General features: G+C 38.4%; 18 protein-coding genes. 13 read left to right on the top strand and 5 right to left on the bottom strand.

Annotation, left to right across the window (positions count from 1 at the left end; genetic code table 11):
* Window positions 1-5 precede the first annotated feature (5 nt).
* Window positions 6-485 (top strand): 23S rRNA (pseudouridine(1915)-N(3))-methyltransferase RlmH, encoded by a 480-nt coding sequence (gene rlmH / locus AX762_RS01125; RefSeq protein ID WP_071847323.1) that lies wholly within the window; start codon window positions 6-8, stop codon window positions 483-485.
* Window positions 486-715: 230 nt separating this feature from the next.
* Here the strand turns inward: rlmH and AX762_RS01120 are convergent, their stop codons facing one another.
* Entirely contained in the window at window positions 716-1822 is a 1107-nt protein-coding gene (locus AX762_RS01120; protein ID WP_071847322.1) for an IS4 family transposase, read from the bottom strand.
* A 197-nt stretch (window positions 1823-2019) separates the two neighbouring features.
* Complete coding sequence (locus AX762_RS01115; protein WP_071847321.1) at window positions 2020-2400, bottom strand: VOC family protein; 381 nt, start codon at window positions 2398-2400, stop codon at window positions 2020-2022.
* Window positions 2401-3011: 611 nt separating this feature from the next.
* On the opposite strand from AX762_RS01115, the gene AX762_RS01110 reads away from it, so the two are divergent.
* From AX762_RS01110 to AX762_RS01090, 5 genes are all read left to right on the top strand, one after another.
* The gene (locus AX762_RS01110) at window positions 3012-4469 is read left to right on the top strand and encodes a DEAD/DEAH box helicase (protein ID WP_071847320.1); all 1458 of its coding nucleotides are present in this window, start codon (window positions 3012-3014) and stop codon (window positions 4467-4469) included.
* Window positions 4470-4797: 328 nt separating this feature from the next.
* On the top strand, window positions 4798-5670 hold the full coding sequence (locus AX762_RS01105; RefSeq protein ID WP_071847319.1) for a DegV family protein: 873 nt from the start codon (window positions 4798-4800) through the stop codon (window positions 5668-5670).
* Window positions 5671-5905: 235 nt separating this feature from the next.
* A complete protein-coding gene (locus tag AX762_RS01100) occupies window positions 5906-6376 on the top strand; it encodes a YbaK/EbsC family protein (RefSeq protein WP_371261619.1) in 471 nt (156 codons plus the stop codon).
* Between the two features lie 19 nt (window positions 6377-6395).
* Entirely contained in the window at window positions 6396-7100 is a 705-nt protein-coding gene (gene gloB, locus AX762_RS01095; protein ID WP_071847317.1) for a hydroxyacylglutathione hydrolase, read from the top strand.
* Window positions 7101-7140: 40 nt separating this feature from the next.
* Entirely contained in the window at window positions 7141-7449 is a 309-nt protein-coding gene (locus tag AX762_RS01090) for an MGMT family protein (protein WP_071847316.1), read from the top strand.
* 121 nt (window positions 7450-7570) lie between these two features.
* On the opposite strand, the gene fabV is transcribed toward AX762_RS01090, so the two are convergent.
* The gene (gene fabV / locus AX762_RS01085) at window positions 7571-8767 is read right to left on the bottom strand and encodes an enoyl-ACP reductase FabV (protein ID WP_177244006.1); all 1197 of its coding nucleotides are present in this window, start codon (window positions 8765-8767) and stop codon (window positions 7571-7573) included.
* Between the two features lie 284 nt (window positions 8768-9051).
* Window positions 9052-10422, bottom strand: a complete 1371-nt coding sequence (locus AX762_RS01080; protein WP_071847315.1) for an FAD-binding oxidoreductase — start codon at window positions 10420-10422, stop codon at window positions 9052-9054.
* Between the two features lie 573 nt (window positions 10423-10995).
* Between AX762_RS01080 and AX762_RS01075 the strand changes: the two genes are divergently transcribed.
* From AX762_RS01075 to AX762_RS01050, 6 genes are all read left to right on the top strand, one after another.
* Window positions 10996-12039 (top strand): zinc-dependent alcohol dehydrogenase family protein, encoded by a 1044-nt coding sequence (locus AX762_RS01075; protein WP_071847314.1) that lies wholly within the window; start codon window positions 10996-10998, stop codon window positions 12037-12039.
* Between the two features lie 241 nt (window positions 12040-12280).
* Window positions 12281-12640 carry an EamA family transporter gene (locus AX762_RS12915; RefSeq protein ID WP_218162446.1) on the top strand — a complete coding sequence of 120 codons (360 nt, stop codon included), beginning with the start codon at window positions 12281-12283 and terminating at the stop codon, window positions 12638-12640.
* Window positions 12641-12680: 40 nt separating this feature from the next.
* Window positions 12681-13139, top strand: coding sequence for an EamA family transporter (locus tag AX762_RS12910; protein ID WP_218162445.1), 459 nt, complete (start codon window positions 12681-12683; stop codon window positions 13137-13139).
* Window positions 13140-13302: 163 nt separating this feature from the next.
* Complete coding sequence (locus AX762_RS01065) at window positions 13303-15543, top strand: DUF4084 domain-containing protein (RefSeq protein ID WP_218162444.1); 2241 nt, start codon at window positions 13303-13305, stop codon at window positions 15541-15543.
* 133 nt (window positions 15544-15676) lie between these two features.
* On the top strand, window positions 15677-16858 hold the full coding sequence (locus AX762_RS12905) for a GNAT family N-acetyltransferase (protein WP_218162443.1): 1182 nt from the start codon (window positions 15677-15679) through the stop codon (window positions 16856-16858).
* A 43-nt stretch (window positions 16859-16901) separates the two neighbouring features.
* Complete coding sequence (locus tag AX762_RS01050) at window positions 16902-17294, top strand: VOC family protein (RefSeq protein ID WP_071847312.1); 393 nt, start codon at window positions 16902-16904, stop codon at window positions 17292-17294.
* Window positions 17295-17369: 75 nt separating this feature from the next.
* Here the strand turns inward: AX762_RS01050 and AX762_RS01045 are convergent, their stop codons facing one another.
* Complete coding sequence (locus tag AX762_RS01045) at window positions 17370-17861, bottom strand: cupin domain-containing protein (RefSeq protein WP_071847311.1); 492 nt, start codon at window positions 17859-17861, stop codon at window positions 17370-17372.
* Window positions 17862-18218: 357 nt separating this feature from the next.
* Here AX762_RS01045 and AX762_RS01040 point away from each other — a divergent pair, with 357 nt between their 5' ends.
* Window positions 18219-18662, top strand: coding sequence for an OsmC family protein (locus AX762_RS01040; RefSeq protein WP_083432725.1), 444 nt, complete (start codon window positions 18219-18221; stop codon window positions 18660-18662).
* Window positions 18663-19024 lie beyond the last annotated feature (362 nt).

Raw genomic sequence — 19024 nt, 5'->3', positions numbered from 1 at the left:
CAATTATGGACATCACAATCTTGTCAGTCGGTAAATTAAAAGAAAAATACTTAAAAAAAGGGATAGATGAATACATGAAACGATTAGGTGCCTACACTAAAATCAAAGTTATAGAAGTACCCGACGAAAAAGCACCCGAAAGTCTGAGTGAAGCTGAAATGGTTCAGGTCAAAGACAAAGAAGGCGAACGACTGCTGGCCAAAATACCAGACCAGGCGTATGTCTTTGCCTTGGCCATTGATTCTAAAGAACGGACATCTGAATCCTTTGCCAAAGAGATCGAGCAGCTTATGGTCCATGGTAAAAGCAAGATCGTTTTTGTCATTGGCGGTTCTCTGGGATTAAGCCAGGCAGTGATGGATAGAAGCGACACGACCATCTCATTCGGGAAAATGACCTACCCACATCAACTCATGCGCCTTATCTTAGTGGAACAGATCTATAGAGCGTTTCGGATCATGCGGAATGAACCGTATCATAAATGAATGATATTTTTAGAAAGTAATGAATTTACAAGGGATTTTGTGTGATGATAAGTAGTGGTTTAAATATGTAAGATCACTAGTGTTGCATAAACATAGTTTGACTAACCTAATTTCTTGTTTTTCTAAAAAAAGGCAAAAAAAGGGAGTGCTTACGCAAAAGATGACTATTTCCAGAAAATTTTGCTTATTTAACTGATTCCATTACCGACTGACAACCTTTCTTTAAGGGTTTAAGTTGGTATCAAAAGGGTAAACCATTCTTCTGCCGGTTGAAATAACAGATAACGAAAAAATCGTTTGATTTGGAAAATAGACTGTTTACTCTTTGTTTTTAACTTAATTAAATAGGTTAATAAGCTGGCAATCATCGCTAAAATCAATTGATTGACAACACCTTTTTCACTTCTTGAAAAAAACTTTTTGATCGTCATGTGTTGCTTAATATGCTTGAAAAACAGTTCTATTTGCCAACGTGCTTTATACATTTCTGCAATTTCAGTAGAGGAGCAGTCAAAACGATTTGTAATAAATTGAAGCGTTCTTCCCTTTTTATCTTGAACGGTTACTAAACGAAATCTAGACGTTAGATAGTTCTGAGCACCTAATGCGACCATTTGGTCGCTGAGAATGGACTCACTTTTGGAAGCCACTAATGGTTCTAAAACATGAACTTTTGTATTCTTTTTGATTCTTGTCACAAAGAAGTAACCCTGCCAGTGCATCGTATCTAATCGCTTAAAATCAAGGTATCCACGATCAAACACATAAGTCGCTTCAGGTTGATTGACCAATACTTCTAATTGATTTGTATCGTGCTCGACGGCGTTAGTCAATGTAAATTCATCTGGGTAAAGATGTTCGTTGTCCATAAAACAGAGTTTTAAGTGAAGTTTAACTCCTGACTTTGTTTTACGAAAATCAGCCCATTGATAAAGATTTTGGTTAAGTGAAAACGTCGAAGAATCAATTAGGTAGAGACTATTTCGTTTTGTTACGGGCCTTTTATTCTTAACCTGACTGACCAGCTGACTAAAAATAGCTAAAAGAATCTCTGAATCTATTTTTGAGAGAGTTCTAGAAAGCTGGGAATAACTGATACTAGTCATACCCATTTCTTTTTGAAGTTCTTTCGAAACAAAGGCCGCATCCATCTCTCTGAGACTTTCTTTTTCGTCATTGATTCCATGAAGAAAAAGTTGAAGAGCTTGAAAGAAACTAAGTTTCTTATGGTATTTATCAAAGGAAAAAATCTTTTTTTGAATAGGGCTCGGTAAACAATCTAACTTAATTGAAGAAAACCATTTATTAAAAGCAGAATTTGTTTTATACTTATCCATGAGTTTGGTCCTTTTTATTGGTCTTGGATGAGTCATCTGAGTTCAGTATAAAGGACTTTTTTGTCTATTGGAATAATATAAACAAATTTATAAAACATATAATGTTTCATGCAACACTAGTGATGTAAGATAAAGAATAAAAAAATGTAAGCATATTGGCAACAACCAATATGCTTACATTTAAATTATTCAAAATATTATTTTGCGCGCTTTGCTTCAATTCGATAGCCATCAGGGTCCGTCACAAAGAAATAACTTGGTGTACCGCCTGAAAGTCCTTTTAACTCGCCTGTCTTGTAATCAGAAGCTTTACATACTTCATGCATTTTTTCTAAGTCACTGACAGTCACACCTAAATGACTGAAGCCATCTCCGACAGTATATGGCTCGGCATCGTAATTGTAAGTGAGTTCAATTTGTACAGAAGACCCGGGAGAATTCAGATAAACTAAATCAAACTTATTTTCAGGGAATTTTCTGTGGCTGGCAACTTCAAAATCGAATAGATTAGTATAGAAGTCTAATGTAGCATCAATATCTCTGACACGCAGGCAAATCTCAGCTAGTTCTTGGTTCATAATATCATCCTCCAATAGTTTCTTATTGTATTCTAGCATAAATAGGTCATATAGACATTTTATTCACCCCTATGTTATCTATAATATTGCTTCTAATAGATCAATAGGAAAAAAGCACAGAGTTTAATCTGTTAATACGAGCATTCATTGACAAAAGTACATTCTACAAAGAAATAGTTGATAGACTGAATGAATTAACGAATGAAGCAGATCTTACTAAAGGAGTTGAGGGAACCGTATCACAAATAGCTGAGGATTTAAAAGGGAATGTCGGTTTGAAGGCGTTCCTGACGGGATGTACGGTATAGACAAATTCATAAAGAAAAAGTATAGGCAGAAACCTTGTGTTAATGGGATTACTGCTTTTTATTTTCGCTCGAATTCGTTGAACGGCAATACGTATTTTAAGTAGGGACAAGGGTGATGATTCTGTTACAATAGAGAGCAACAAAAAATATTAGAAGTGATAAAAGCTTTTAATGATAGGGATTAGAATGGTATACTCTAGACCGCGGAAGAATAAACACGAAGATTATGCTCATTTATAGAAAACAGTAAATCATTTGAAATCTGTTATAATAATTAAGCGAAGAAATAGAAAGCAGGAGAATATGAATAAGAAATCATTTGAAACATTTGGGATCAGTCCCGAAATAGTAAAAGCACTAACGAGTTTGCGTTTCTTCGATCCGACATCGGTACAGGAAGCAGTGATTCCATTGGCCCTAGAGAAACAGGACATCATCGTCGAGTCCCAGACGGGCAGTGGCAAGACCGTGGCCTTTGGCATTCCGCTTTGTGAACAAGCAGACTGGGAAGAAAATAAACCTCAAGCCTTAATTTTGGTTCCAACTCGGGAGTTAGCGCTACAAATCAAGGACGACATCATGAATATCGGTCGCTTGAAGCGAATAAAGGTGACGGCGGTATTCGGAAAGTCTTCCTTTAAAACACAGAAATCTGAATTGAAACAAAAAAGTCACATGGTTGTTGGTACGCCGGGTCGGATACTGGAACATCTAAAAGAAGGTACATTAGTAGTAGATAAAGTTAGCAGCTTGGTTTTAGATGAAGCGGACGAAATGCTCAATATGGGGTTTATCGATCAGGTAGAAGAAATTATTGGTTACTTACCAAAAGAACGCCAAACGATGCTGTTTTCTGCTACCGTGCCACCTCAAATAGATCGTTTAGCCAGTTTTTACATGAGTCCTGACCGCGCTTCTGTCAGAATGGAATCATCAGCGCAGAACACGCCTAATATTTTACACTCTTATATCAACGTGGAAGTAGCATCTAAGGAAAAAATACTGTTAGATTTATTAACCATTGAAAATCCAGATGCCTGCATCATCTTTTGTAATACCAAAGATGTGGTGGACGCTGTTGATACTTATTTGGACAAAGTCGATTTACCCATTGATAAGTTGCACGGCGGTATGGATCAAGACGATCGCTTGGCCGTAATGGATGAGTTCCGCTCTGGGGAAATCCGTTATTTGGTGGCGACCGATGTTGCTGCTCGTGGGATCGACATTGATGATGTGACACACGTCATCAACTATGATGTTCCTTTTGAAAAAGAGAGCTATACGCATCGGACAGGCCGGACAGGTCGAGCAGGCAAAACGGGACTGGCTCTAACGATGGTAAGCGATAATGACCGAAGACGCTGGCAGGAAGTTCGTGACTATGCTTTCAATGACAGCCAGGAGCTTACGGAAGTGTTTGCGCCTAACGAACGCCTGGTCACTCGTGCGAAGGCAGCTTTTGAAAAGAAAATAAACGCTCGCGTTGCACCAAAAATCGCCCGTAATAAAGAGTTGAATAAGGACATTACTAAGATTTACTTCAACGGCGGTAAAAAGAAAAAATTGCGCGCTTTTGATTTCGTCGGGACGTTGACGAGTATCAAGGATGTGTCAGCCGAAGATATCGGCATTATCACGATTCAGGAAAATGTCACCTATATTGAAATATTGAACGGTAAAGGGCCCTATGTCATTTCCGAAATGCAAGACCGCACGATTAAAGGAAAAACGTTGAAAGTCCGTAAAGCACACAAGTAAATAGAAGAGTAATTTGATACTTGAGACCATCTATAAGGAGATAACAAAGTAACAGAACCTATCCATTCAGAAAATAAATAGGATATTTCAAGTTTTGTTCTTAAATTTTTAAAAAAAGCAACTAGGACTAAGTAAATAATACCCTTCATAAGTTAAAATGTTCATTCTAGCTTATGGAGGGTACTATTATTATCCCAGCAGTAGATTTTATTGACATTGTTAACCTTATTTTTAAGTTTAAGTGTTTTATTGTCTTAAAATACAGTATAATTAATTTACAAAAGTCCTCGATTGTTTAATAGGGATTAGGTATTGGGGGAAATCAAAAATGATTAAAATTATGGCTGATTCAACTTGTGATTTATCGCAAGAAATCGTGGAACGATATAATATTGGACTGGCACCTTTAAATATTGAAATTGAAGGCGTTAACTATCGCGATAAAGTGGATATAACTTCGGATCAGTTTTTTGAACGATTACCTGAAATGAAAGAGTTACCTAAGACGGGAGCACCTAGTCCTGAAGCCTACTCAGCAATTATCGAGGAAGGCATAGCAGAAGGCTACACCGAATTTTTATGTATTTGTATGTCGAGTGGAACGAGCGCCTCTTACCAGGCTGCAGAAATCGCAAGAGAGTCATTTTATGACAATCATGAAGAAACAGAAGTGAAAATTCATGTCGTAGATTCTTGGTCAATGAGTCATGGGAGTGGCTGGTTAATCCTGAAATCTGCACAATTACTTGAAGAAGGATATACATTTGAAGAGTTAGTTGCTTTCAGTGAAACACATAAAAAACGAGTAAAACATTTTTTATGTGTGGACGATTTACACAATTTAACTAAAAGTGGTCGTATTTCAAATGTTGGTGCATTTATTGGAAGTTTGCTGCGCGTAAAACCAATTATGTCCATGAAAGATACGAAAGGTGCAATCATTGCGAAAGTAAGAGGCACCAAGAGAGCGCTAAAATATTATGCTGAAGAATTTCAGAAACGATATGACCCTGAGTGGACAAATTTCATTATTATCGGGTATTCGAATGATCAGAGTATTGCAAATGAACTTAAAGAAAGAATCGAGCTGCAAACAGATTTTTCAGGAAACATTTATATAATGCAGATGGGCGTTGCAGTGGGGACACATGTAGGTCTAGGCGGCTTATCATTGTTCTTTATGGAAAAAGAAAATATGTAAATCAATGTGAGTCCTTCAGGATAATTCCTGAAGGCTTTTTTCTTCTCTTGAGTGACGATAAGGACGTCAATTTGGGTGAGTGTATGTTGATTATTTGGGTTTAGAAATGGAGCAGAGTATACTAAAAACAAGCAAACTAAAAAGATAATATCGATTAAAAACCTCATTGTCAGTGATACGCAGAACCGTATTATAAATGAATGAGGATACATATTTATGAGGAGGGGAAAAAGTGATAGTCAATCTTGAAGAATTTTTAAGAGAACATGCTATTTATTTTGAATTGTATGATCATGATCCTATCTATACGAATGAAGACGCTGTGATCATGAAAAAAGAAAAAGGGTTTACGGGTACAGAAACCAAAGCACTCTTTCTGAAAGGAAAATCCGGACAATACTATTCATTCGTGACCTTCACGACAAAAAGCACCGATTTTAAGCGCTTGAAGCAAGCCGTAGGTGAGAAACTGGCAATTGTGAAACCAGATGAAATGGAAGAGGTCACTGGTCAAAAAGTAGGTGCAGTCACACCTTTGGGATACGAAGCCTCCATTCCGATGATAGTAGATGAAGAGTTGTTTGAACAAGAAAAACTTGTTTTTGCTCCCGCCAGACCTGATCAAACCATGGTCATTCAGGCTGAAGATTTGAAAAAAATAATCGGCTTACTTGGAAATGAGTTATTTATTTACAGTGAAAATTAAAAAGTGAGGAGTTATTCTGATGCATATTTACCCAATCAAAGCGCTTTCTGATAATTATATCTGGATCATTGAAGAAGGAACGGAAGCAATCGTGGTCGATCCAGGAGAAGCTGAAGGTGTGATAGATCACTTGGAGGAACAACAGCTGCATTTAACCGCCATTCTTTTGACCCATAATCACGACGACCATATCGGCGGGGTGAAAGAAATTTCGGCGAACTATCCTAATATCCCGATTTATGGACCGAAAGAGACCGAACCTCTAGTTAAGCTCGTCATCCAGGACGGGGATTCCTTTGAACTGCTGGGTCAGCCCTTTCAAATCTTCAAAACGGCTGGCCACACCCATGGGCACATCAGTTTATTAATGGGAGAAGCACTTTTTTGTGGGGACGCCTTGTTCTCAGCCGGTTGCGGACGAGTCTTTACAAAAGATTACCAAGCTCAATATGCTGCCTTGCAGAAATTCAATCGCTTGAACGATGAAGTACACGTCTATGCAGCTCATGAGTATACGCAGACCAATTTACGCTTTGCACATTCTCTGCAGCCAAACAATGAGGTGATTGTTGAAGCGTTAGAGCAAGTTAACCAGATGCGTGCAGAAGGACATCCGACTTTACCATCTACGATTGGAAAGGAAAAGAGCATCAATCTATTTCTTCAGGCTGAGACGTTGGAAGATTTTATTCACCTGCGAAAGGCTCGCGATAATTTCCAGTGAAAGAATTAGAGTTGTTTCCAAGCTGTGAAGGGGAAAAAATATGAAACGGATTTTAGACGAAGAGTTGATATATGAAATATTATCGGTGGTCGAGGAGATTCCTAAGGGGAAAGTGGCAACATACGGTCAGATCGCCAGGTCGATTGGCAGAGAAAGAAACTCCCGACTGGTAGGCAGAGTGTTGAGCATGTCAGAATTTTACGGCGATTATCCTTGTCACAGAGTGGTGAATCATGCTGGGCGGTTGGCACCAGGTTGGAAAGAACAACGACAGCTGCTGGAAGACGAAGATGTGCCAATGAAGGATGAAACCCATGTTGACATAAAAAGCTGTCAATGGGAATTCTGAGTACGTTTTAAAGGTATGCGGGAGGTATAAAGTGAAAAACCGCAAAATAAAAAAGGAAATGGCTATATAGCCATTTCCTTTTTTATTTCTACCGGCATATTTGCTGCGACAGCAAAATAGATTAATATTCTAATGCTTTTAATTCTTCTAGAGTAACCTCTTGATCAACATAGTTATCAACCATGAAGCCACTTAAAATTGAAAATTCTTTATAAAAGATATCATAAGCCGTCATTTCAGAATTGAAATTTTCTTCATTTAATTTTAGGATCAATTCCTTCGTTTTGGCCTGAGTATCGCTGTCAAGTTCCCAGCTATCAGGTCTAAGACGGCCAACTTCATCATACTCAGCTTTGTTGCCATAAATCATTTCCCGATAAATTCGATCTTGATGCATGATTGGTGTTTCGTGAGTGCCTTTTTCATCCATTATTTTGTAAAGACCGATACAATAAACAGGGAAAAAAGGAATGACTGAACTTGCTTTAGTGGTCACTGCAGTGGCCACCACAATCTTGGCTTTGCCGTTAATGTCAGCCAGTAACTCATTGATGTTATCTGCCTTTTCATCACAATCTGCTTTCGCACGGCCAAGCGTACCATGACCATAATAAGGTTGATTAAGCTCTGTCCCTAAATAAGAATAATTAGTCGTTAGAACGTCATCGGCCAGCACGTCTGCTTCTTTCAGTGCTTTCATCCATAGTTCCCAGTCTTCGCCACCCATCACTTTGACGGTATCAGCGATTTCCTGGTCAGTTGCGGGGTCCAGCGTTTCAGTGTAATAAGTCTGTTGTTGCATATTAATGTTAGGGCCAACAACTGGCTCCCCTATGGCTTTGATTGAGGAATAGTATGTTTCACCAGTATCAGGATCTGTCCGTCTACCACTTGCGAGGCTATAGACAACTAGATCTACTTTACCCCCAAAATCATTCTTTATATAATCGATGACCTCTTGTTTAGTTTCATTGCTAAAGGCGTCCTGCACAAAGTTTTTGGCAGTCAGCCCATCTTTTTCAGCTGCTTCTCGAAAAGCGATATTATTGTACCAGCCAGCTGTACCCAGAGATTTTTCGCTCTTTGGTCCCTTTTCATAAGAAATACCAATCGTATCTGCTCCCGCACCGAAAGCTAGGCTGACTCGAGTGGCTAATCCGTAACTGGATGACGCACCGATGATCAATACTTTTTTCGGGCCTTGATAAGTCCCTTTATTTTTTACATAGTCGATTTGATTCAATACTTCTTGTTTGCATCCAAGTGGATTTACACCTAGAGCTACATTTCCTCGTATATTTTGTTTGAATTTCACCATGATTAGTTCTCCTCCATTACATCGTCTTAGGAATATAATATCAGAAAATGATTCTCAAGAGAAATTACTTACTGAAATTTCAAATGATACGCACATTCGGATGACGAATAATTGACGTCTTATAGAAAAGTATCGCAATGGAATGTATTGCTAAGGCCGCTAAACTATTCTTTCTAGGATTAATACGTAGAAAGACCCAATCAAATACAAGTGATTGGGTCTTTCTCATTAGGGAATAAGAAAACAGCGAAATTTAAGCATATATCCTATTCAAGAGGGACGTTCTAACTGAAGCAGAAGAGATTTTTAGGGTCGTATTTATTCTTCAAGGTAATCAATCTTTTGAATGCTTCTGGAGTAAATGCATCCTTTGTCTGGTTCCATTTTTCGTCACCGGCTAGAAAGTTCATGTAAACATTACCTGTTGAATAAGGCTTCATTTCACTCTTGATCCCATTGGCAATTTCTGTGTATGCTAAGCTCGCTTCTGGTGTAGGGATCAGCCCAACCATGTTAAGAATGAAGGGTGCATCATGTTGACTATACGCAACTGCATCTTTATCTGCTCGAGCCATAGCACCTCCGCCGTGATGAATTTCTGTAGTGAAGAGAGGTGTTGGCTCATTTTGTGCAAACGCCCGATTCAGCAGAATGCCTATAGCGTCATCTGACAGCTCGTTGATAATTATGCTCTGTGCTGTAGCTGGGATGGGATCTTTTGGATCATCACTGATGGAATCCGCATCTTTGAAGGGGATTGCTCCGAATAGATTAGCCATGGGTTCCATCCAGTCCAGCCATGACTTGATCATTTCTTCTCCTTTTTCAACGGGACCAGCATAACATCCACGGACTACAACGGCAGATTTACCCTGCAGAAAATCAGGGACTATCGGCAATTGCGGGTAATTTTCGATTGAAATCGTTGTGGTCCAGTCATCCTCAATATCCGTGATCCACTCTCTATAACGGACAAATACTTCGGAGGCAACCTCGCGTGGATACATCAGACTCCCGGCATAAACGGTTTTTACCGGGAATAATTTTATTTCCATTGCCGCAATGATACCGAAAGCAGCGCCACAAAAGCTTAATCCCCAAAATAAATCATCATTTTCATATTTATTCACATGAATCAGTTCACCATCAGCTGTTACCATGTCATATGAAATGACATTATCTACTGAAAGTCCGTATTTTCGTGCCAACCATCCCATTCCGCCACCCATCGTATAGCCGATAGCACCGACATCTGAGGATGAACCCATTAATGGTGCCATTCCTTCCATCTGTGCCTTTTCAAGAGCATCGATCCACTTCGCTCCTACTTCAATGTGTGCCGTTTTATTAATAGGATCTATATAAACTTTCCTCATTGAACCAACAACAATAAGCATATTATCATTTGCCGGACGTGCAACGCCGTGTCCAGTATTTTTTTCAGCAATCTTCAGCCCATTCGCTTTAGCAAAGCGGACGGCTTCTACAATATCCAGGGTATTCTCAGCAACGACAATTACCTCAGGCCACTGATCTACTGAAAGCAACCATGGGGTGCGAGCACTATCATAATCTTCACTATCAGCTGTTAAGACACTACCACTTATTTTTGACTTCAGTTCGTCTAAATTTAGCGCTTCTTTTTTCATCTTCATAATAAATACCTCCTAATTTTATAAGAATGTATGTGCATGAGACCTATGTAAGAACTGGAACTGAAATAATAAATGATATTTGATGAGATTTTCGTTTTCAAGTCAGTGTATCTTTAGCAAAAGATTAAATGATTCCTTGGTACATCTCTGTTTTCTAAATTATATATCAACTTATAACTGATGCCTGCAATTTTGATTCCATGTCAATCAAGGTCAAATTTATCCTCTATGATCGGGAAAAAAATCATTTTAATCCTTCAGGCTGAGACGTTGGAGGACTTTATTGATTTAAGAGAGGCATGCGATATTTTCCATTGATAGAATTGGAAATATGTTCAGTGAGCTTAGAGAACCTTGATATAAATAAGTGATTTTCTTTATCTACAAGTTGATAGAAGATATAAACGTTAAATGTTTTGTCCCGATTCTCTCTTAGAGTGGGCGAGGGTTTCCAGCGTTTTTCCAATGATTAGATTGTGAAGAAATGCTTATAAGTTGAAATCGTTGATACATTGATATATTGTTGATAATATAACATTAAATGTAACATATTAAACAAGGAGGAATGATAAAATGAAGGCGCTTTCTTTTGTGGGTATAGATAAAAAAGAAGTTCTTGAAAAGGAAAAACCGACGGTGCAAAAGAGTACAGATGCTGTTGTAAAACTTGTCAAGACAACTATTTGTGGTACAGATTTACACATTATGGCGGGTCATACTCCAGAAGTACCAGAGGGATTAACTATCGGGCATGAAGGAATTGGAATTGTTGAGGAAGTTGGTAGTGGGATTTCAAACTTCAAGGTCGGAGATAAAGTTCTGATCTCGTGTATTACGTCATGTGGCAAATGTCACTATTGTAAGAAAGGACTCTATGCACATTGTGAAGACGGTGGGTGGATCTTAGGACACTTAATAGATGGGACTCAAGCAGAGTATGTAAGAATACCTCATGCAGACAATAGTCTTCATCATGTGCCTAAGGGAATGGATGATGACAGTTTGGTTATGCTTAGTGATATTCTTCCGACAGGATTGGAAATTGGCGTCATAGCGGGACAAGTTGAACCTGGTTGTACGGTGGCTATCATTGGAGCCGGTCCAATCGGAATGGCAGCACTTTTAACGGCGCAATTTTATTCGCCAGCAAAAATAATAATGGTTGATATAGATGATAATCGTTTAGAAATGTCGAAAAAATTTGGAGCTACACATACTGTTAATTCTAAAAATGGCGAGGAAGCCATCAAGGAGATATTCGCAATAACGGGTGATTTAGGTGTAGATGTTGCGATGGAAGCTGTAGGTTATCCTCAAACTTTTGACATATGTCAAAAAATAATAGCTCCTGGCGGAAGAATAGCCAATATCGGTGTACATGGAAAAAGTGTTGAATTGCATCTAGAAGATTTATGGATTAAAAACATCAGTATTTCAGCAGGATTAGTTAGCACAAATACAACCCCTATGTTGCTTAAAACAGTGGAGTCAGGCAAAATCACTCCGAATGAGCTGGTAACACATCATTATCACTTTAATGACATGTTAGAGGCGTATAAAACCTTTGAGAATGCCTCTGAAAATAAAGCACTAAAATTGATCATTGATTTTGAATAAAAAACTAGCTTAATAATTGCAAATCAGTTGTTAATTAATGATTTTATGTAAATAAGCATTGGTGCTTCACTGATGCTTATTTTTTTTGCAGCTTTAATCGTCACGATGAACTGTATCGTAAATAAGTGAAGCTATTAAATGAGCATACAAAAAATCCAGATGAAAAGCTGCTGAAATTTTTAATATGAAATCTCTTTTATTGGATAAAGCCGTTTATTTGGATTTATAGGGAGGTAACTGTATGAATTTTGTCGGATCAGGGCTAGTTATTATTGCTGCAATTTTATGGGGACTTTCCGGAGGTTTAGGCGGTTTTTTGATGGATAAAGGCTTGGATCCCTTAGTCATCTCCTTTTATAGAGGAGCGGTGGGGTTGCTTTGTATCCTGATCTGGTTCACGTTTAAGCCGACCCGGTGGAATAAGAAGATGCTGTTATGGTCTATTGTTGCAGGTCTGGGAGTAGCCGGAAATTTCATGTTATATTTTATCAGTATTTCAGAGGCAAGTGTTGCGGTAGCAGCAACGCTGATGTACACTGCGCCAATTTTCGTTCTCCTTGTATCTTTCGTATTTCGTCTTGAAAAAGGCGTCACTTTATAAATGGCTGGCTATTGGTTTTGTTATAGTTGGAGTGGTATTATTGACAGAGATTTATAATATTGATTTTGACACCATCACGATACTCGGACTTGTTACGGGCTTAGGTGCAGGATTATCGTATGCATTGTTTCTTTTTGGATTTAAATACGCATCTCGATACGGAGAGCCGCAAGGGATTTTAACGATTGCCTTCCTCACCTTTACTCTGTTGCTGTTATTTTTCATCGATCGGAATGAAGCCGTTTCAATCTTTTACTCAACTGACTTATTATGGATGATTCTTTTAGGTTTTATTGGCGCAGGTCTGTCATTTTTCTTATATGTGGCCGGTCTGAAACGAATATCACCGACTTCGGCTTCCGTCATTGCAATGGTGGAACCTGTTACTGCCTCCCTTTTTGGGGTGATTGTTCTGAGTGAACTGCTTACACTGATTCAGCTTTTAGGCATGGGGATCATCCTGGCGACGGTTACTCTGTTAAGTCTGAAGCAGAGTTGAAAAAGTACCACTGAGACTCTTTGGAAAGACAGTAAAGGATTTGAACCAAGTGCTAGTTGAGAAAATAATTTGGTTTAAAATGAAACTTATAAATAAAGACTCTCTTTTATCTTGTGACATAATTTGGAAAACGAAAGGAATTATTTAGTTGAAGCGTGGACGATTGATCACATTTTTTATTACCCTCAATATCATTCTTTTTTACGGGTGGAAATTACTGTTTGGAGAAGATTTATGGCTTGGAGCCTTAGGTGTTAATGTTCTTCAAACAGCTGGTTTGCTTTTTTTTGTGACATACATACATAGAGCCTATAGGCGAACAACGAATAAACAAAAGGAATTTTGGTTGCTGTTAACTGTCGGAGGAATAGTCTACTTAACAGCCAATATAGTATGGTTCTTTTTTCTTGTAGGAAATAATATGCTGTACTCTGATATTGCAAGTTCCCTTTGGTTGCTTGCGTATGTATTTTTTTTATCTGGACTTGTGTACTGGATAAGGTGGGCTAATCCCAGCACCTTCAAAAAAGTTTATCTTTTTAATATCATCATATTCATGATAACAGTAACTTCTATTGTCGTTCATTATTTGATCGAACCTATTTTGACACTCTCAAACTATTCTTTATGGAACACAATGATTACCGTGGCTTATCCTATAATAGATATAAGTTTGATGTTTGTTCTCGTTATTATGTATTATCTTATTCTTAAAAATAAAGAAAAGTCTGTCATGTTGCTAGTTGTAACTGGCTTTTCTTTACATGTCATAGCGGATTCTTATTCTGTCTATCTTGATATTGCAGGAAGTTATACTCAAGGAACCCTCGCTGATCTGTTATGGATAATCAGTGTCTGGCTGATAGGCACTGCCGGATTTTATGTAAAAGAAGATAGAGAAGAACCCGTCTGGGAGATAGAAAAAACATTTAAAAAATTTGGCAATATCCTGCCTTATGCCAGCACGATCGTCCTTCTTATATTGGTTACTCTAAGTTATCAGTGGGATTTAAACGTATTAAGTATAGGTTTATTTATTATTATATTTATGATTATTGCGCGACAACTATATATCGTGAAAGAAAATGATAAACTAATAGATGAATTTAAGCACCTGGCTTACCATGATCCATTAACCGGGTTGAAAAACCGAATAAACTTTGAGGAACATCTGGATTATGAGATGCAAAAGTGCAGAGACAATAGTGCTGCTTTATTGTTGATCGATCTGGATCGCTTTAAAGTGATTAATGATACTCTGGGTCATCAAGCTGGAGATTTTATATTAATGAAAATTTCGAAATATTTACAACAAATCCTGGCAGCTGACACGCAAGTGTTCAGACTAGGCGGAGATGAATTTGCCATTATATTGCCTGACGCAACAAAAGAAAAATGTATAAAGGTTACAGAAACAGTGCTGGATAAATTCCAGAAACCGTTCTCGATACATGGGCATGAAATTATAGTTACGGCAAGTATCGGAATAAGTTTGTTCCCACTACACGCTCGTACGTACGAAGAATTGTTCAAGTATGCGGATGCGGCCATGTATCTCGCCAAAGACGGCGGGAAGAACGGGTATAGATTTTATGATGATGACCTTAATCAGATCATGGCGCGGAGAATGAGAATAGAAAGTGACCTGAGAAAGGCGCTTGAAGAAAAACAGTTCAAAGTCTACTATCAACCTAAACTGGAATTGAAAACAAAAAAAATTGTGGGTATGGAAGCCTTGTTGCGGTGGAAACATCCGGAACTGGGTTGGATCTCTCCCGCTGAGTTTATCCCAATCGCCGAGGAAACAGGTCAGATTGTCTCAATCGGAGAATGGGTTTTAAATGAGGCGTGCAAACAGAATGTGAGCTGGCAGCAAAGAGGTTTGCCGTTAGTAAGCGTGTCTGTCAATGTGTCGGTACGACAATTTCAACAAGGGAAATTTTTATCTGTCGTTGAAAAAGCCTTACGTGAATCCGGTCTGCAATCTCAGTTTCTGGAAATAGAAGTAACTGAGAGCATTATGCAAAATATAAATGATAGCATAAAAATCTTAACAAGCTTAAGAAAAAAAGGCGTTAAAATAGCCATTGATGATTTTGGAAAAGGCTATTCGTCACTACACATGATCCGGCAGTTACCTATCGACACGATAAAATTAGATAAATCGTTTATTGATGATATCGATGATGAAATGCAGCTGGCCATGGTTAAAACCATTATCCTTTTAGGCATTGATTTAAATTTGACTGTTGTCGCCGAAGGAATAGAACGCGAGTATCAATTAAACAAGTTGATTGAAGGTCATTGTCATATCGGTCAAGGTTATCTTTTCTCAAAAGCAGTTAAAGCAGAAAAGATGGAAAAAATTTTAAAGGATAATAGTGGTGTATATCTTCAAAAATGATTCAAGTTTAAAAAGAGAAGTAGGAACTTTATTTGCGGGGTAAGACACACGAACATACTTACAATAAGTTGTCAGTTAACCTTTTGCTGGTCCAAAATTTATTTTGAAGACTTTGAAGAAAGAAGGTCAAAGCATGGAGTACATGATCACGCATTTACCGAAAGAGAACTGGAAGGGTACGATCATCCCGATACAATACAGTACGGATCAGTATTACGATGTAACTGTAGAGAAACGACAAACAGGGTATCGTATCGAAATAGAGAAAAAAGATTTCGAGGAAACAGTGACCCGAACTGCAGATGAAGACGATTTTTCGGATAGATTATACGAAGATCACTGGGAAAATGCTTTTGCGTGGGGAGTCATCGTTGAAGGAGCGTTAGTGGCTGCAATTGAAACAAATCCGGAATCCTGGTCCAATCGTCTGCGGATCACAGAGCTCTGGGTGGCAGATGACTTCCAGAAGCAAGGTATAGGTCAGGCGTTGATCGATATCGCCAAAGAACAAGCTAGAAGCGAGCGGCGACGAGCCATCATTCTGGAAACGCAGTCGTCCAATGTCAATGCAATCGAATTTTATCAGCACGAAGGATTTTGTTTTATTGGTCTGGATACCTGCAGCTATGGTAACGATGATCTACAAAGAAAAGAAGTGAGACTGGAATTTGGATGGTTCCCAGAAAAAAAGCAGAAAGTAGCACGTGAAGAGATAGCTATCCGTATGGAAACAAAGGCCGATCACCACGAAGTCGAGTTAATGGCTCAGCATGCTTTCTGGAACAAGTATCAACCAGGGTGCGAGGAACATTATCTTGTCCATGCTTTAAGACAGGATAAAGACTACCTCCCGGAGCTAAGTCGGTTAGCAGTAAAAGAGGGAGAAGTCATTGGGTGCATCATGTATTCAAAAGCACAGGTCGTTGATGGGGACGTCTCACATGACGTGCTGACGTTCGGTCCTCTGTGTGTCGAACCGAAATGGCAGGGATGTGGGGTCGGTGAATTGTTATTTAACGAAACCATGGCCCTGGCACGCGAGGCAGGATACAGAGGCATCATCATTTTTGGAGAACCTGATTATTATCCACGGTTAGGATTTGAAACGTGCGATAAATTTGGAATCACAACAGCAGGCGGTAAAAATTTCGAAGCATTCATGGGGATAGAATTATCAGAAAACAGCCTGAAAGATGTAAAGGGAAAATTTTATGCTTCGCCTGTTTTTGAAAATATTCCAGAAGAAAAAGTGGAGGCATACGACCAAAAATTTCCTCCCTTACAAAAATTAAAGTTTCCCGGACAGTGGGAGTAGGATCGTCGATGGAAGTATATAAAATAGAAAAGGTGAGTGGAAAATGATTAAAGGAATTCATCATAAAGGGTTTCAAGTAACAGATATGGAAAAGACACTGCATTTTTACTGTGAAGTACTCGGTTTCGAACATGCCTTTGACTTGAAGGATTCGGATGGATATCCATGGATCGAGTACGTCAAAATTGCGGACGGGTCATTTGTGGAGTTTTTTTATGGCGGAACTGAAGAAGAGAAAAAACAAAACGATCACATTTGTTTTGAAGTAGAGGCTATAGAAGCTTTAGCTGATAAGCTAAGAGATAAAGGCATTAGCTTTGCTTCAGAACTATCTACAGGAAAAGATAACAATAAGCAGTTCTGGATCAAAGATCCGGATGGCAATTGGCTGGAATTCATGGAACTCGATCCAGACTCTCCGCAAATGAGAAGTTGATCTGTTTGATTCGATCTTTCTGCGGCAAATGAAGTTCATATGTCTGAACTTAAACAAACTGACTTACGATTCCGCCTATTCAGGGAGGATATCGTAAGCCAGTTTATTTATTATCGTTTGATGTTCGGGATAAATTTCTGAAAGTTCATTTTTTGTAAACAACTGAAAGTCCGCAAAATCAAAACCGGGAACCACTGTACAACTAACCAATGCATAACCGTCTTCTACGGTTGAACCAAAAATGGTACCCGCTGGAACGGTGTGGTGTAACTGATGCTCTTCGCTTGTCTCTAAACTTAACGTTGTTTCCTGATACGAACCCTCTGGCGTGAGCGAGTGGATGGTTAGTGGATGACCAGCATGATAAAACCATAATTCGTCAGAAGTGAGTCTGTGAAAGTGAGAAGGATTAGCTGCTGTTAATAGAAAATAAATGTTTGTGTATAAAGGTAAATGTTTACCCTCTTTTGCATATGTATCATCAGACAAATCGGTTTGTTTGAAGTAGCCACCTTCTGGATGTGGTTCAAGCTGTAACTCTTTGATCCATTGTTCTACTGATTTCAAATTTTTTTCTCCTTACTACATGAATTTACTAGCTCAACCATTTTCATTTAGTTTAGCATACAAGTGAGATTTGTGAACTGAATGAATCGAACCTGACCAGATATTTTTATGAAAGAATAGTTTTGAATAAGTAGCATCTGAAAAGAAGTAGAGAATAAACAATTGATTTACGTTGAAATATAAGGATTTAAGATACTCAAAAAAACTGAAAGTACTCACTTAGCTCTAAAAACTACGCAAAAATTAAAGTATAAAATTCACAAACTTCTAATTTACTTACTATTTATACTTATTTAATAATAGTAAAATTAATGATATAATGAGCAAGAAGAAAAGAAAAGAAAAGGAATGATTTGAATGGTGAACAATAAAATGAAATTTACAGTGAATGCAAAAACTGACGGCTTTGCTTTGACAGCAAAAGCAGGCAAACATGAATTAGTTTTGGATGAATCGGAAAAATTGGGCGGGAAAGATTCTGGTCCCAATCCGATGCAGACAGCTCTCGCAGCGTTAGTATCTTGCGAAAATGTAACAGCTAATATGGCTGCAAGAGAAATGGACTTTGATTTGAAATGCTTAACGATCAATATATCAGGTAGCTTTGATCCTCGTGGGTTTATGGGCGATGCCTCTGTGCAACCGTACTTTGAAGAAGTGACCATCAATGTTAAAGTGGATACAACAGAATCTATTGAACGTATTCAAGCAATCAAGGAGCAGGTAGAAGCACGTTGCCCGATTTATACGCTGTTTAAAGCTGCCGGCGTTAAAATGAACGATACCTGGGTTAAAGCATAATTTTTTAAATATAAGCAAGCAGACATCTCAAGGATGTCTGCTTTTTATATTTAAAACTCTTGAAATCAAGCCGGAAATATCGGATAAAGAAAAATGAAAAAGTATCAATCTTGTATGTTAGACAGACAACCATTTAGAAAAAAGAGACTAAAAAATCTCTGGTCGTGGTTGACAAACAGACATGGGATTGAGATAATGGCTCCAATTGAATATTGGTATCTTTAAATCAGTCCCGAGAGGCTGACAAGGACTACGGATGAGAAAAATAAACTACGAGTGTATCTTCTACACGTGTATCTGTTTTTCGAACGCTTCTTGTCATATCGGGCAGGGAGCTTTTTTTATGCAAATTTTTTCTGTGT

The sequence above is a fragment of the Alkalibacterium sp. 20 genome, assembly GCF_001885615.1.
Taxonomy (GTDB): Bacteria; Bacillota; Bacilli; order Lactobacillales; family Carnobacteriaceae_A; genus Alkalibacterium.
This window is presented reverse-complemented; position numbering and strand designations above follow the sequence as displayed.

Coding starts and splice junctions, on each gene's coding strand:
- rlmH (WP_071847323.1), top strand. CDS start 6: ATGGACATCACAATCTTGTCAGTCGGTAAATTAAAAGAAAAATACTTA.
- AX762_RS01120 (WP_071847322.1), bottom strand. CDS start 1,822: ATGGATAAGTATAAAACAAATTCTGCTTTTAATAAATGGTTTTCTTCA.
- AX762_RS01115 (WP_071847321.1), bottom strand. CDS start 2,400: ATGAACCAAGAACTAGCTGAGATTTGCCTGCGTGTCAGAGATATTGAT.
- AX762_RS01110 (WP_071847320.1), top strand. CDS start 3,012: ATGAATAAGAAATCATTTGAAACATTTGGGATCAGTCCCGAAATAGTA.
- AX762_RS01105 (WP_071847319.1), top strand. CDS start 4,798: ATGATTAAAATTATGGCTGATTCAACTTGTGATTTATCGCAAGAAATC.
- gloB (WP_071847317.1), top strand. CDS start 6,396: ATGCATATTTACCCAATCAAAGCGCTTTCTGATAATTATATCTGGATC.
- AX762_RS01090 (WP_071847316.1), top strand. CDS start 7,141: ATGAAACGGATTTTAGACGAAGAGTTGATATATGAAATATTATCGGTG.
- fabV (WP_177244006.1), bottom strand. CDS start 8,767: ATGGTGAAATTCAAACAAAATATACGAGGAAATGTAGCTCTAGGTGTA.
- AX762_RS01080 (WP_071847315.1), bottom strand. CDS start 10,422: ATGAAGATGAAAAAAGAAGCGCTAAATTTAGACGAACTGAAGTCAAAA.
- AX762_RS01075 (WP_071847314.1), top strand. CDS start 10,996: ATGAAGGCGCTTTCTTTTGTGGGTATAGATAAAAAAGAAGTTCTTGAA.
- AX762_RS12915 (WP_218162446.1), top strand. CDS start 12,281: ATGAATTTTGTCGGATCAGGGCTAGTTATTATTGCTGCAATTTTATGG.
- AX762_RS12905 (WP_218162443.1), top strand. CDS start 15,677: ATGGAGTACATGATCACGCATTTACCGAAAGAGAACTGGAAGGGTACG.
- AX762_RS01050 (WP_071847312.1), top strand. CDS start 16,902: ATGATTAAAGGAATTCATCATAAAGGGTTTCAAGTAACAGATATGGAA.
- AX762_RS01040 (WP_083432725.1), top strand. CDS start 18,219: ATGGTGAACAATAAAATGAAATTTACAGTGAATGCAAAAACTGACGGC.